The 13,771-nt window shown below is 56.7% G+C and carries 7 protein-coding genes; 6 read left to right on the forward strand and 1 reads right to left on the reverse strand.

The window, feature by feature from the left end; genetic code table 11:
- Positions 1 to 85: 85 nt before the first annotated feature.
- Genes recC through CKX93_RS00090 form a run of 4 tightly spaced genes read left to right on the forward strand, consistent with a single transcriptional unit; the run spans position 86 to position 9,670 of the window.
- Complete coding sequence (gene recC / locus CKX93_RS00075) at positions 86 to 3,535, forward strand: exodeoxyribonuclease V subunit gamma (RefSeq protein WP_076754171.1); 3,450 nt, start codon at positions 86 to 88, stop codon at positions 3,533 to 3,535.
- The gene (recB, locus tag CKX93_RS00080; RefSeq protein WP_076754173.1) at positions 3,532 to 7,269 is read left to right on the forward strand and encodes an exodeoxyribonuclease V subunit beta; all 3,738 of its coding nucleotides are present in this window, start codon (positions 3,532 to 3,534) and stop codon (positions 7,267 to 7,269) included. Before recC ends, recB begins: the two co-directional genes overlap by 4 nt.
- Positions 7,266 to 9,218 (forward strand): exodeoxyribonuclease V subunit alpha, encoded by a 1,953-nt coding sequence (gene recD / locus CKX93_RS00085; RefSeq protein ID WP_076754175.1) that lies wholly within the window; start codon positions 7,266 to 7,268, stop codon positions 9,216 to 9,218. The genes recB and recD overlap by 4 nt, the downstream gene beginning before the upstream one ends.
- Positions 9,215 to 9,670, forward strand: coding sequence for a cobalamin biosynthesis protein (locus CKX93_RS00090; protein WP_084178574.1), 456 nt, complete (start codon positions 9,215 to 9,217; stop codon positions 9,668 to 9,670). The genes recD and CKX93_RS00090 overlap by 4 nt, the downstream gene beginning before the upstream one ends.
- Here CKX93_RS00090 and CKX93_RS00095 read toward each other — a convergent pair.
- Positions 9,667 to 11,169, reverse strand: a complete 1,503-nt coding sequence (locus CKX93_RS00095) for a protein adenylyltransferase SelO (protein WP_076754176.1) — start codon at positions 11,167 to 11,169, stop codon at positions 9,667 to 9,669. The two genes, CKX93_RS00090 and CKX93_RS00095, sit on opposite strands and share 4 nt — an antisense overlap.
- Before the next feature lie 91 nt (positions 11,170 to 11,260).
- Here CKX93_RS00095 and CKX93_RS00100 point away from each other — a divergent pair, with 91 nt between their 5' ends.
- Positions 11,261 to 11,722 (forward strand): DUF1289 domain-containing protein, encoded by a 462-nt coding sequence (locus CKX93_RS00100; RefSeq protein ID WP_076754178.1) that lies wholly within the window; start codon positions 11,261 to 11,263, stop codon positions 11,720 to 11,722.
- Between the two features lie 114 nt (positions 11,723 to 11,836).
- A complete protein-coding gene (gene thrS / locus CKX93_RS00105; protein WP_076754179.1) occupies positions 11,837 to 13,768 on the forward strand; it encodes a threonine--tRNA ligase in 1,932 nt (643 codons plus the stop codon).
- The last annotated feature ends 3 nt before the right edge of the window (positions 13,769 to 13,771 follow it).

Raw genomic sequence — 13,771 nt, forward strand, 5'->3', positions numbered from 1 at the left:
TCCATGCCAAAAGCCCAATGATAAACGACATGGTTTGTCGCTTGGCTGTGAATAATGTTGGGAACATCGACAACGGGGTTTTTAGATGGGGTCAGTGGAGATTAAATCGGGGATGTTGCTGGTGCACAGCAACCAATCCGAGCGCCTGCGTGATCTGATGATCGATTTGATACGCGCCCAGCCCTTGGCGCCTTTGGAAACCGAAACCGTGCTCTGTCAAAGCAATGGCATCGCCCAGTGGCTGAAAATTGCTTTGGCGCGACGCGATGACGGCAGCGATCGGGCAGGTCTTGGGATTGCTGCGGGGCTTGAGGTGTTGCTGCCCTCACGGTTTATCTGGCAGGTGTATCGAAGCGTGCTGGGTGGCGAGGCCGTGCCAGAAGAATCGCCCATGGATAAGCCGGTGCTGCTGTGGCGCCTGATGCAGCTGTTATCACAATGGGCAGATCAGCCGGCCTTTGCGCCGCTAGCGGCCTATCTCCAAGAAGATCTTGATCAGCGTAAGCGCTTTCAGCTGGCGCAGCAGCTAGCCGATTTATTCGATCAATATCAGGTGTATCGGGCTGATTGGTTGACCGCTTGGGAGCAGGGTGAGGATGTGCTCTTGGATCAACACGGCGCTCGCCAAGCTCTGGGCCCTGAGGATCAATGGCAGGCGCATGTGTGGCGGGCCTTGCAAGCTGAAAACGATTCATCGACGGGGCGCGCAGCGATTCACGCACGGTTTATGGCGCACATGGCCAAGGCTGCTGACAGTGAGCGCCCGCCCAATCTGCCGCGGCGTATCTTGGTATTTGGCTTATCCAGTCTGCCGCTGCAGTCCTTAGAGGTGCTGAGCGCGCTCAGCCGTTGGTGTCAGGTGGTTGTAGGGATTCATAACCCCTGCCGCGCGTATTGGATCGATAGCTTGCCTGAGGCCGATCTCATCCGCCAAGAAGGTGGTCGCGCCCTAAGTGCCGCTGATGGCGAAAATCTCTATCGACAAACTCAGCCTTTGCTGGCCAGCTGGGGCCGCCAAGGGCGCGACTACATTCGCTTGTTGATGGACAAAGAATCTGCTGCCGACCGGGCTCAGGCCGAGTCTTTGATGGCGGGGTTTGGGCATAAGCTGGAATTGTGGGATGAGCCTGAGAAGGCGTCGCTATTGGGACAGATCCAAGCGGATATTTTGGAGTTGCGCCCGCCCGATGAAGCAAAAATGCATTGGCCGCCCTTGGATGCGCACAAGGATCGCTCGATTGTCTTTCACAGCGCCCACAGCGCACTGCGCGAGGTCGAGGTGCTGCATGATCAGCTGCTCGCGGCGTTTAACGAGAATTCGGATCTAAGCCCGCGGGATGTGATCGTGATGGTGCCAGATATCACTGCCTACGCACCGGCGATTCGCGCCGTGTTTGGGCTTTATGACAATAAAGATTCGCGCTATATACCCTTTAGCATCGCCGATCAGTCGCCCAGCCAGAGCCAGCCGATGATCGCGGCATTGGAGTGGCTACTCAGCCTGCCGCAAGCGCGCTTTAGTTTAAGTGAGGTGGCTGCCATCCTCGAGTTGCCTGCCGTTTGTCGGCGCTTTGGCCTTGCGCCCGAAGAGGCGCCGCGGCTTTTACATTGGGCCCAAGCCGCGCATGTGCATTGGGGCCTGCATGCCCTACAGCGAGAATCCTTGGGTGTGCCCATTGCCGGCGACGTTGCCGATATTCATACCTGGGTGTTTGGTTTGCGTCGCTTGTTATTGGGCTATGCGGTTGGCGATGCCCCGGAGGATTGGCAGGGCATTCAGGCTTTTCCGGATATTGGCGGTCTGGAGGCCAGCGTGCTGGGGCCTTTGGCGGAGCTGCTTGAGGCGCTTGATGGGCTTTGGCAGAGCCTGCGTCAGCCGCGTTGTGTCGATGCTTGGGCGGAGACTTTACAAGCCATGCTCTTGGATTTTTTTGCCCCCCTAGGCCAAGACGAAGAGCTCGCGGTATTGCAGCTGCAAAGCGCTATCGAGCGCTGGCAACAACAAGCTCAAGACGCTGAGTTCACCGAGTCATTGAATTTGGATATCGTGCGCGAACATTTACTGATGGCGCTTGAGCCTCAAGGTCTGAGTCAACGCTTTATGGGAGGGGCGGTGAGTTTTGCGACGTTGATGCCGATGCGCGCTATTCCTTTTCGCCGCATGTATTTACTGGGCATGAATGATGCCGATTATCCGCGCAGCCGCGTGCCCTTAGATTTTGATCTGATGGCACGCGAATACCGCCCTGGAGATCGCTCGCGGCGTGAGGATGATCGTTATTTGTTTCTCGAGGCATTGTTGTCGGCGCGCGAGCATCTGCACATTTCTTGGGTGGGCCGAAGCATCACCGATAACACACCCAAGCCGCCCTCGGTGTTAGTGCGCCAGTTACAAGACCACATTAAGTCGGCGCGTCGCTTTGCCGCAGAAACCCATTTTGAGGACTTATGCGTCGAACATCCGCTGCAGGCATTTAGTCCCGCCTATGTGCAAAACCATCCTTACCTGCTTACCTATGCAGCACAGTGGTATCCCGAAAATATGCCGACGCCAAAAGCCGATGTGCCACTGCCCGAGTGGCAGCGCGAGGGGCCTTTGGATCTGGCCGAGCTGCGCGAATTTGCGAAAGCGCCGGTGAAGACATTCTTCCTGCGCCGACTCAAAGCCCGCCTCGATCCGCAAGAGTTGGCGGTAGAGGATGATGAGCCATTTGCGATTCGCTCCCTGCGTCGCTGGCAGCTGCAACAAGAGCTTTTTACTGCGCAGCAAAAGCGCATCGATGGCGATGCGGAAGTAGCTTTGGTCGACAAGGACATATTGGCGCGCTTCGTTCGCAGTGGGGCTTTATCTCCAGGTGGTTTTTCAGCCTTACAAACCGAGGAGCTTTCGACCCAAAGCAGTGCTGTGCTCAGCGTGTATCAGGAGTTGCTGCAACACTGTGGGCCGCTCAGCCCTGATCGTATCGTCATTTCCATTGACGATACGCCGGGCCTGCACGACGAACTTGGCGGCATTCATATTGATGCTTTGGGACAACGCAGCCGAATCGTTCTGCATACCAGTCGGCTATTGAATGATAAACAAAAGCAGCTGCAATCCAGCGTCGTGCCCGACTGGATGACGCACCTGGCGCTGCAGGCCGTGGGTGAGACCATGCCGAGTTACTTGCTGGGCGCTGAGGCAGTGCTTGTTAGCCTGCCTGTACTTGAGCGCAATGTGGCCCTGAGCCATCTCAAGGCCTGGCTCACAGCTTATCAACAGGGCATGACTCAGCCCTTACCTTTGGATGTGCCCACAGCACTGGGGTATTTGTATCAACCACAGATCAAGGACGTCACCAAACAATATGAGGGAAGCGCGGGTATCTATGGCGCGGTGGGGCGCGTTGAGCGCGACGCCTATTTGGCCAGGGCCTACCCCAATATCGAGGCCTTGTTGCATGGGCAACGAATCTTAGAGGGGAGCATGTTTACCCAGCTGGCAGAGCGTTTATTGCGGCCGCTGCTGGATCACGCCACTTGGAGCGCCTCATGAGTCAGTCCGCCGAACAAGCCCGGCCACTCGAGGCCTTGAGTCTGCCGATGCGTGGCAATGTGTTGATTGAAGCCAGTGCCGGCACTGGTAAGACTTTCACCATCGCCAGCCTTTATGTGCGCTTAATCCTTGGTCATGGCGAATTGCCTCAGGCTGGGCGCACCTATCTGCCCGAAGAGATCCTCGTGGTGACGTTTACCGAGGCCGCCACCGAGGAGTTGCGCGATCGCATCCGGGCGCGCTTGGTTGAAGCGGCGCAGTGTTTTGCTGCAGGCGCTCATGATAGCGATGGGTTTGATCAAAGCCTGCTGGATATCCGCGCCGAATATGCCGCCGATCTATGGCCGGCCTGTGCGCAGCGCCTGCAGTGGGCGGCCGACAGTATGGACTTGGCGGCGATATCCACCATCCACTCTTGGTGCTACCGCATGCTGCGGCAGCATGCTTTCGGTAGTAACAGCCTGTTTCAACAAACCCTAGAAGAAGACACCAGCCTATTAATGCGCTCTTTGGTGCGCGATTACTGGCGTATCCATGGTTTTGCCTTGGATCAGACCTTGGCACAGGAGTGGGTCAGCCATTGGAAAGACCCGGATGCCTTAGAAAAAGCCCTCAAGGGCCTTCTCAAGCACGCCGATTTACTGGATGAGGAAGAACAAGAGCCCAGCGCCATGCTGCAAAGCGTTCGTGCCCAGCGACTGGCGGTCCTAGCTGCGATTAAAGCGCCATGGCAGCAGTGGGCCTTGGACCTGCATCGGGCTATCGATGATGCAGCCCAGCGGGGGCTGACCAACGGGGCTCGACTGCGCAGCGGCTCTTATCCCGTGTGGATGGCCGAGCTCAAGGCTTGGGCCCATGACCCCGAACAAATCCTCCCCAATATCAAAGCCGACAGCAGTTTTTGGCGAACGCTGACGCTCGATGGCATCGGCACGGCCTGGAAGAAAAATGCAACCCAAGAGCACCCCTTGCTCACCCATCCCGCCCTTCAAGGCGTGGTGCACCTCCAAGAAGCATTAGATGAGATCGAGCGCGAACAGCAGCAGCTCAATCAGCGCCTGCTGCAGCACGCCGCGCGCTGGGTCCTGACGCGCTTCGAGGAGGTCAAAAGACAGCGCGGCCTTTTAGGATTTGATGACTTCCTCAAGCGCCTGCGCCAAGCCTTGTATGAAAAACGGGGTCAGACCCTAGCGCAACGCATCCGTCAGCAGTTTCCGATTGCCTTGGTGGATGAGTTCCAAGATACCGATCCGCAGCAATACGCCATTTTTGCGGCGATCTATGGCGATTCTAATAGCCCCAGCGGGATGGGTGAGGACGGCCAAAGCAGCATGCTTGAGACGGCACTGTTGCTCATCGGCGATCCCAAACAGGCTATTTATGGGTTTCGCGGCGCCGATATCCATACCTATCTGCAGGCGCGACGCGATTGTGCCGGTCAGATCTATACCTTGGATCGTAACTACCGCTCCAGCGAGGAAATGGTTAAGACCGTCAATGATTTGTTTACCCATGCCGATGAACAGCAAACTCTAGGCGCGTTTTTATTTGGCGGTCGTGGTACCAGTCCCATTCCTTTTCAGCGGGTCGAAGCCCAGGGGCAGGCGCGGCAGTGGATGGTCAAGGGTGCTGCCAGCCCCGCTCTGTCGTTTTGGGCCTTACCCCCCAAGGAGGGCAAAACCTCAGGCTGGAGCAAGGAGGCCTATCAAGATCAGATCGCAGATGTCTGCGCCACGCACATCGTCGAGCTACTAAATCTGGGGCAACAAGGCCAAGCGGGCTTTTTGGGGGAGGCCTTCGCACCGGTGATGCCCGGGGATATCGCCGTCTTGGTCAATAATCGGGATGAGGCCCATGCTATGCGCCGGGCCCTGCGTCGCCGCGGGGTGCGCAGTGTGTATCTATCTGATCGCGAATCCGTCTATGCCACACAAGCGGCGCGCGATATGCAATTGTGGCTGACGGCCTGCGCTGATCCGTTTAATGTGTCGGCCGTTTCTTCGGCCTTGGCCACCAGCACCCTGAAGCTCAGCTGGTCCGAGCTTGATGCCGTGCATCAAGAGGCACAGGTCGGCGAACAACGCCTGTTGCAATTTCAGGGCTATCAGATGCTCTGGCAGCGCCAAGGCGTGCTGCCCTTGCTGCGACATTTTATTCAGGACTTTGCGTTGCCCGCGCGCCTCTTGGCAGAAAAAGATGGCGGCGGCGAGCGCTTGCTGACCGATGTTTTGCATCTGGCGGAATTGCTACAAGAAGCCAGTGCGTTGCTCGAGGGTGAGTGGGCTCTACTGCGCCACTTGGCGGAGGAAATCGCTGCGGCACAAGAGCCGGGGCGCAGCGGTGCCTGGCAAATGCGGCTAGAGAGCGATGAACACCTGCTCAAGGTCGTCACCGTGCATAAATCCAAAGGCCTGCAGTATCCGCTGGTGTTTTTGCCATTTGCCGCCGGAGTTCGTAAGGTCAACGAAAAACGCCCCCCCTGGAGCTATCACGACCATAACGGTCAAACCCAGCTCAGCTTTTCTTGGAATGAAGAATTGGCGCAACGGGTGGAGCGCGAGCGCTTGGCCGAAGACCTGCGCAAACTGTATGTGGCTTTGACGCGCGCGGAATTCGCCACTTGGGTGGGCATGGCGCCGCTCAAGGAGACGGCCACGAGTGCGCTGAACTACCTTTTGGGCTGTAGCGCCGATGCGTCGCTGCAAGGCGAGCGCGTGCAGACCTTGTGCACCGAGTCGACATCGATGAGTCTGTTGCCAGTGACGGTGGATGAGCAAAGCTTTAGCTATCAACAGCAAACTCAAACTCTTGGCGAGCCGCGCCTGTCTCGGCCTGTGTTACGCCAGGATTGGCGTATCACCAGTTATTCGGCGCTGAGTGTGCACGCGCCAAAAACAGCGGTGGATGAGGATTCGCCGCGGGCTGACCGGCTCTGGGAGGAGCTCACCGAGAACATCCCTGATACGCCACAACAAAAGCCGGCTCCGGGCAGTATCCACGCGTTTCACCGCGGCGCCATGGCCGGCAATATGCTGCATGAATTACTGGAATGGATGGCGCATGAGGGGTTTGCGTCGCTGGCCCGCGAGCCTGAGCGTTTGCGCGATACTGTGGCACGGCGCTGTCAACGTCGCGGCTGGAGCCAGTGGATTGATCCGCTGCAGGATTGGTTGATGCGTTTGCTGCGGGCGCCTTGGCCGCTACACGGGCTGACCGGGTGTGGGCCTTGTTTGGCCGAGCTGGGGCAAACCCTGCCAGAGCTGGAGTTTTGGGTAGGCACGACACGAGTGGATGTCGACGCATTGGACCGCTTGGTCCGCGAACATACGCTCAACGGCCTGGCCAGGCCACGACTCAAGCCCCAAGCGCTCAATGGCCGGCTCAAAGGCTTCATCGACTTGGTGTTCGAGCATCAAGGGCGGTATTACATCGCCGACTATAAGTCTAATTATCTGGGCCCTGATCATCGTAGTTATGATCATGAGAGTATGGGCAGGGCGATGGCGAAATCTCGCTATGACCTGCAGTTCGTGCTCTATCTTCTGGCTTTGCATCGCCTGCTGAAGCAGCGCTTACCCGATTATGACTATGCCAAGCATATGGGCGGCGCGGTCTATGTATTTTTGCGCGGCGCGGGAGAGCCGGGCTATGGCATTTATAGCGAGTGTCCACCGCAGATCTTGATCGATACCTTGGATCGTTGGTTTGACGGTCAAGCGGGGGAGGGCGCATGAACACGTCACAAAATACCTTGATCGCCCCGGCACAAGCGTTGCAGAACTCAGATCGGATGCTGAAGCTGTTAATTCAGTGGCGAGAGGCCGGGTGGCTGCGCGCCATTGATGTGGCTTTAGCGCGCTTACTGGCTGATACACTAGAAGATGCCCCGTCACTGGCGCTATTGGCTGCCGCTTTGTGCAGTCATCAAGTTGGGCGAGGCCATGTGTGCTTAGATCTGGCGGCATTGATGGATGACCCGTCTGCGGTTTTGGGGATGCCTAACGATAACCATCACGACGATGAGGGTGTTTGCCGCCCCGAAGCCTTGGTGCAGGCGCTGACTCTCGGCCAGTGGCAACAGGCGTTGCAATATCCTCCATTATTGTCTTTAGGCGCACCCTTGATCTGTCGCGTTCAACGCGTCTATTTACGCCGTTATGATCATGCCGAGGCGTTGTTGGCCGAGCATTTATTGAAACGCTTGGCGCCCTTAGAAGGCGTTGATGCCGCGCTTTTGACAGACACTGCAGCGCGCTTATTCAGTGCTCAAGACGAGGATCTAGGTAAAGCCGACCAAATGCGCGCCTGTGTCACCGCTGCCCAGTCGCGTTTTTGTTTGATTACCGGTGGACCAGGTACTGGCAAAACCAGTACCGTGCTCAAGCTCCTAGCGCTGCTTTTAAGCGTTCATGCCCAGCAACACCCTGAGGACAGCCTACCGCGCATCCGCTTATGTGCCCCCTCAGGCAAGGCCGCAGCCCGACTTACAGACTCTTTGGCACAGCGGCTGGATGAGCTAGACCTCGGGCAAATCCAAGACCCCGAGCGCATTAAAGCCGCTATCCCTCTGCAAGTGGACACATTGCATCGGCTTTTGGGGCGCCGCTTAGGTAAACGTCAACCGCACTACAACGCTGAACGACAGTTGCCCGTTGAGATCCTGATAGTGGATGAAGCCTCAATGGTGGATTTAGAGATGATGGCGGATTTATTGCAGGCGCTGCCTGCGCAGGCGCGCTTAGTCCTGTTGGGGGATAAAGACCAGCTGGCTTCAGTGGAGGCCGGTGCCGTGTTAGCCGAGCTTTATGAGAGCCAGCGGCCGACTCTGTGCGAGCGCGTAGTCACTCTGCGTCATAGCTATCGTTTTACTGCAGACAGCGGCATCAGCCTTCTGGCCAATGCTGTGAATCAGGGTGATGCGCCGGCGGTAGAGGAGATTTTCCAACAGGATCGAGAAGATCTGGATCGGCAACGCCTGGATACCCTGCATGATCAATATTTTTCCCAACAGCTGTGCAGCATCGTTCCATCTGGCGGATATGGCGCCTATTTACTGCAACTCAAAAAGCAAAGGCCTGCCCCGAACAGTGCAGATTCAGAGTACCAGCGCTGGGCGAAAGAGGTCTTACAGACCCACCAACAGTTCCAAATATTAGCAGCTGTGCGTCAGGGAACACGCGGGGTCGAGGGTCTGAATCGACACATCGCCGAGCTGCTTTATGTGGCCAGTTTTATTGACGCCAAAGAGGGCTGGTATGAAGGTCGCCCTATCTTGGTGACTCGAAACGATCATGTGTTGGGCGTGATGAATGGTGATATCGGCGTTGTCTTAATGGTCCCTGAGAAGGACACAGATGAACTCAGACTGCGCGTGGCCTTTTTGCGCCCTGAGCTTGAGGGTGGGGTTTTGTGGGTTTCCCCAGCGCGGCTGCAGTCAGTGGAAAGCGTTTATGCTCTGACAGTGCACAAGGCACAGGGCTCAGAATTCGCGCATACCATGCTGGTTTTACCAGAGCACCCCTCACCGGTATTGACCCGTGAGCTGGTGTACACCGGTATTACTCGCGCCAGTCAACGCTTGAGTTTGGTAGAGCCGGGCAGTAGTGAGGTCCTGCAAAGCGCATTAAAGCGACGCGTGGCGCGTGCCAGCGGTCTGGCTCATCGCTTGGATCAGCAGCCATGATGGGGTCAGACCCCATTAGCCCAAATGGGTCTGACCCCATTCGTCCGCTTGCCCTGGGTTTGGGCTTTCAAGCTGGAGCGAGTGTCGCGGAGTTGCGCGCTGGGCTAGCGCAATTTCAGGGCCAACTGGGCATAGCGCCGGGCGCTGCTGTGGTGCTGGCGGTGGTTGATAAACGCCTGAACTCAGAGGGTCTGCGGGCCTTGGTGGCGCAATCGCAAGTGACCTTGGTGCCGTTTAGTGCCGCGGCTTTGTCCCAAGTGAGCGTTCCGCATCCGGCCACACGGGTGGCACAAAAACTGGGCACACCCTCCGTGGCCGAGGCTGCCGCGCTTTTGGCGGCGGGCTATCCCAATGCTGAGCTGCTCGTGCCCAAAACCCGAATTCAGGGGGCGTTGGGCGCTTGGATGACTTTTGCCGCGGCGCAGCCTCTTATGCCTCGAGCGGCCTGCTAGGTACCACAAAAGGTGTTGAGCACACGTTCTTCAGGCTTGGGTGGTTGCATGTAAGAAGCGTGTTCAGCGGTTTCGGTAAAGGGCTGAGTGATGACCGCCAAGAGTTGCTCAAAGACCGCAAAATCGGCTTCATAAATTGCCGCATTTAACGCTTTTTCGACCTGATGATTACGCGGAATCACCGCAGGATTGATCGCACACAAACGTCGGCTGAGCTCGTCAGGGTCTTGAGTCTCACGTGATAGGCGCGTTTCCCAAAGCGACAACCAATTATCGATGGCCGCTGGGTGTTCACACAAAGCCCGCAACTCTGGGCGCTTGTCCGGCGATACGGGCAAATGACTCAATAGCCGGAAGAACAGGGTGTAATCCACACTTTCACGCGCCATGATCTCCAGTAGTTCCCGGAGTAGGGTTAAATCATTGGCCTCTTCGGTACGCATCCCCAACTTAGCGATCATGCGCTCCAACCAAAGCTGTTCGATTTGTTGCGAGAAGGCCTGCAACAACGCTACAGCTCGCTCCACCGCCTCATCCGACTCCATGCCCCCCAAAGGCAGCACGCATTCGGCAAAGCGGGCTAGATTCCACTGCGCCATCTCCGGCTGATTGGCAAAGGCATAGCGCCCGCGCTGATCGATGGCGCTGAAGACCGTGTTGGGATGGTAGTGATCCATAAAGGCGCAGGGACCGTAATCGATGGTTTGTCCGCTAATCGCCATATTGTCCGTATTCATTACCCCATGGATGAATCCAAGACTCATCCAATGCGCCACCAAACGTGCTTGGCGTTCAATCGCCCAGGACAGCAGGGCCCAGTAGGGCTCTGGTGCCTCAGCCAAATCTGGAGCGTGACGCGCAATCACATGATCGGCCAGCAGCTTTAATGAGTCCTGATCACCGCCCATCGCAAAGTATTGAAAGGTGCCGACGCGGATATGGCTGTGGGCAACGCGCGTTAATACCGCCCCGGGCAAGCGTTCCTCGCGGTAGACCACCTCACCCGTACCGACAGCAGCCAAAGCGCGGCTGGTCGGCACGCCCAGCGCATGCATGGCTTCACTCACCAAGTACTCGCGCAACACCGGGCCCAAGGCGGCGCGGCCATCACCGGCGCGCGAGAAGGGGGTGGGCCCCGAGCCTTTCAGGTGAATATCATAGCGCTGTCCCTCGGCATCCATCGTCTCACCCAAGAGCACCGCACGGCCATCCCCCAAACGCGGCACGAAATGCCCAAACTGATGACCGGCATAGGCCATCGCCAAAGGTTCTGAGCCGGGTAGCAAGACGTTGCCGCCCAACACCTGTGCCCACTGTTCAGTGGTTAAGGCCTCGGCATCAATGCCCAGTTCTTCGCATAAACCGCGGTTTAATCGATGCAATACTGGCTGACTTACCGGTGTCGGCGGGGTGCGGGTATAAAAGGCCTCCGGCAAGCGAGCATAGCTGTTATCAAAGCGGATAACATTGGCAGTATTAGGCAGTTTCGGGAAGCTCATTGGGACCTGGGGGCTATTCCTGAGTATTTTACTAAGGTTAACATTAGTGTGTATCTGTTTCGCAAGCCCCATTTTGGAGAGTTGTCGTTCTATGTTAAGTCCCTGCATTAAAGTCTGTCAGATCGACGCCCATGCCGAGGTATGTATCGGCTGTGGCCGCACGGAAGCAGAGATTGGCGCCTGGTCGATGTACAGTGATGCAGAGCGACTGGAGATCATGGAGCGCGTCATCGAGGAGGGCTTTAGTGACCCAGACTTCCTGGCGCAGAAGGAGGGCGCCACGCAGAGCGAATCCCCCCAAGCCAGTGCCAATGGCAGGCAAGCACCGCCGCCGCCTCAAGCTGTCTATGTCCCGGTTGATGCTCGTGAGATTGAGGTGCGTGAGGCCTGCCGTAAATATCCCGCCAGTGTGCTGATTGATGGGATTCCCTACGGCGAATCCGTGTTGGCCATGGTGTATACCTTGCAGCGTATCGTCGAAGAAGATCTCGATGGACATACTGCTAAGTCGCTAGCACGCCAAGCCCTAACGGGGTCAAAAAATGGGGTCTGACCCCATTTGAAGTTGCTTTCTGTTGGGGTCTGACCCCGTTTGTGTTAGAGTTGCGAGGCTTAATTCATTTAACGCGCACGACCCTTTGTAGCGGCCGGCGCAGGAGAGCTGTTAATGCCCACCATAACCCTTCCCGATGCCAGCCAGCGGCATTTTGACGCCCCTTTGTCGATCGCAGCCATCGCCGCAGACATTGGCGCAGGACTAGCGAAGGCTGCCATTGGCGGCAGAGTTGATGGTCGCTTGGTCGATACCTCTTATGTGGTCGGTGAGGATGCAGAGATCGCTATCGTCACCGATCGTGATGAAGACGGCGTTGCCATGATTCGGCATTCCACCGCGCATTTGATGGCGCAAGCCGTCAAACAGCTGTATCCCGGGGCACAGGTCACCATCGGACCGGTGATCGACAATGGCTTTTACTACGATTTTGCCTATGAGCGGGCCTTTGATCCGGAAGATCTGGAGAAGATCGAGGCGCGCATGCGGGAATTGGCCAAAGCCGACTATCCCCTAGAGCGTTCGGTGATGCCGCGTGCTGAGGCCATTGCCTACTTCCAAAATCTGGGTGAGGACTACAAAGCCGAAATCATCGCCGATATACCCGAGGATCAGGAACTGTCTTTATACACGCAAGGTGATTTCACCGATTTATGTCGGGGGCCGCATGTCCCGAGCACCGGTCGCCTCAAAGCGTTTAAGCTGACCAAAGTTGCCGGGGCGTATTGGCGCGGTGATTCGAATAACGAGATGCTACAGCGCATCTATGGCACCGCCTGGCCTAACAAGCAGCAGCTGGAAGAGTATCTGCACCGTTTAGCGGAAGCCGAGCGCCGTGATCATCGCCGCATCGGTCAGGAACTGAATTTATTCTCCGTGCAAGAAGATGCCGGTGGCGGCCTGGTGTTTTGGCATCCCAATGGTGCGCGTATTCGCCGCGCTATTGAATCGTATTGGTTTGAGATGCACGAGAAAGCGGGTTATGAGTTTTTGGTGACGCCGCACATCGCCAATTTGGATTTATGGAAAACCTCAGGCCATGCCGACTTTTACGCCGAGTCCATGTATGAGCCCATGCAGGATGACCATCAGTCCTTTCAGCTCAAACCTATGAATTGCCCGTTCCACGTGCTGATCTACAAGGATCGGTTGCGCTCTTATCGCGATCTACCGCTGCGTTGGGCCGAAATGGGGACGGTCTATCGCCGCGAGATGTCCGGCGCTTTGCATGGCTTAATGCGGGTGCGTGGCTTTACCCAAGATGATGCCCATATCTTCTGTCGCGAGGACCAAATTGAGGATGAGATTCTGCGCATTCTTGATCTCACACTGGATGTGTTAAAAGCATTTGATTTCAAAGAGTTCGATATCAATCTTTCTACACGGCCTGAAAAAGCCGTGGGCTCCGATGCGATTTGGGAGCAGTCGACCGCTGCGTTGCGAGCGGCTTTGGCACGTAAGGGCCTGGACTATGAGGTCGATGAGGGCGGCGGTGCTTTTTACGGCCCCAAGATTGATATTAAGATTCGTGATGCGATTGGTCGGCAGTGGCAGTGCTCCACGGTGCAGCTGGATTTCAATCTGCCTGAGCGCTTTGATATGGAATATGTGGGTGATGACAACAGCCGGCGCCGGCCTATCATGATCCATCGCGCTTTGCTGGGCTCGGTAGAACGATTCTTCGGTGTGTTGATCGAGCATTACGCGGGTTACTTCCCGCTTTGGCTGGCGCCTACCCAAGCAATGGTGCTGACCATTACCGATCGACAGGACGATTACGCTCAAGAAATTGAAAAAAGCCTGAAAAATCGCGGTTTTCGTGTGGCAAGCGACTTGAGAAACGAGAAGATCGGCTTTAAAATCCGCGAGCATACTTTGCAGCGCGTACCGTATCTATTGGTGGTCGGTGATCGAGAGATGGAATCCGGGGCCGTGGCGGTGCGTACGCGAGAAGGCAAGGACTTGGGTAGCATGCCGTTAGAGGCGCTGGCTGAGGTGCTTGCGAAAGAGGTCGCGTCACGCGGTCAAACTATTTTGGAGGATTGAAGT

The organism is Ectothiorhodosinus mongolicus (assembly GCF_022406875.1).
Lineage (GTDB): Bacteria > Pseudomonadota > Gammaproteobacteria > Ectothiorhodospirales > Ectothiorhodospiraceae > Ectothiorhodospira > Ectothiorhodospira mongolica.

What these genes read in the sequence shown, in the direction of transcription:
- recC (WP_076754171.1), top strand. Translation starts at nt 86, where the DNA reads ATGGGGTCAGTGGAGATTAAATCGGGGATGTTGCTGGTGCACAGCAAC.
- recB (WP_076754173.1), top strand. Translation starts at nt 3,532, where the DNA reads ATGAGTCAGTCCGCCGAACAAGCCCGGCCACTCGAGGCCTTGAGTCTG.
- recD (WP_076754175.1), top strand. Translation starts at nt 7,266, where the DNA reads ATGAACACGTCACAAAATACCTTGATCGCCCCGGCACAAGCGTTGCAG.
- CKX93_RS00090 (WP_084178574.1), top strand. Translation starts at nt 9,215, where the DNA reads ATGATGGGGTCAGACCCCATTAGCCCAAATGGGTCTGACCCCATTCGT.
- CKX93_RS00095 (WP_076754176.1), bottom strand. Translation starts at nt 11,169, where the DNA reads ATGAGCTTCCCGAAACTGCCTAATACTGCCAATGTTATCCGCTTTGAT.
- CKX93_RS00100 (WP_076754178.1), top strand. Translation starts at nt 11,261, where the DNA reads ATGTTAAGTCCCTGCATTAAAGTCTGTCAGATCGACGCCCATGCCGAG.
- thrS (WP_076754179.1), top strand. Translation starts at nt 11,837, where the DNA reads ATGCCCACCATAACCCTTCCCGATGCCAGCCAGCGGCATTTTGACGCC.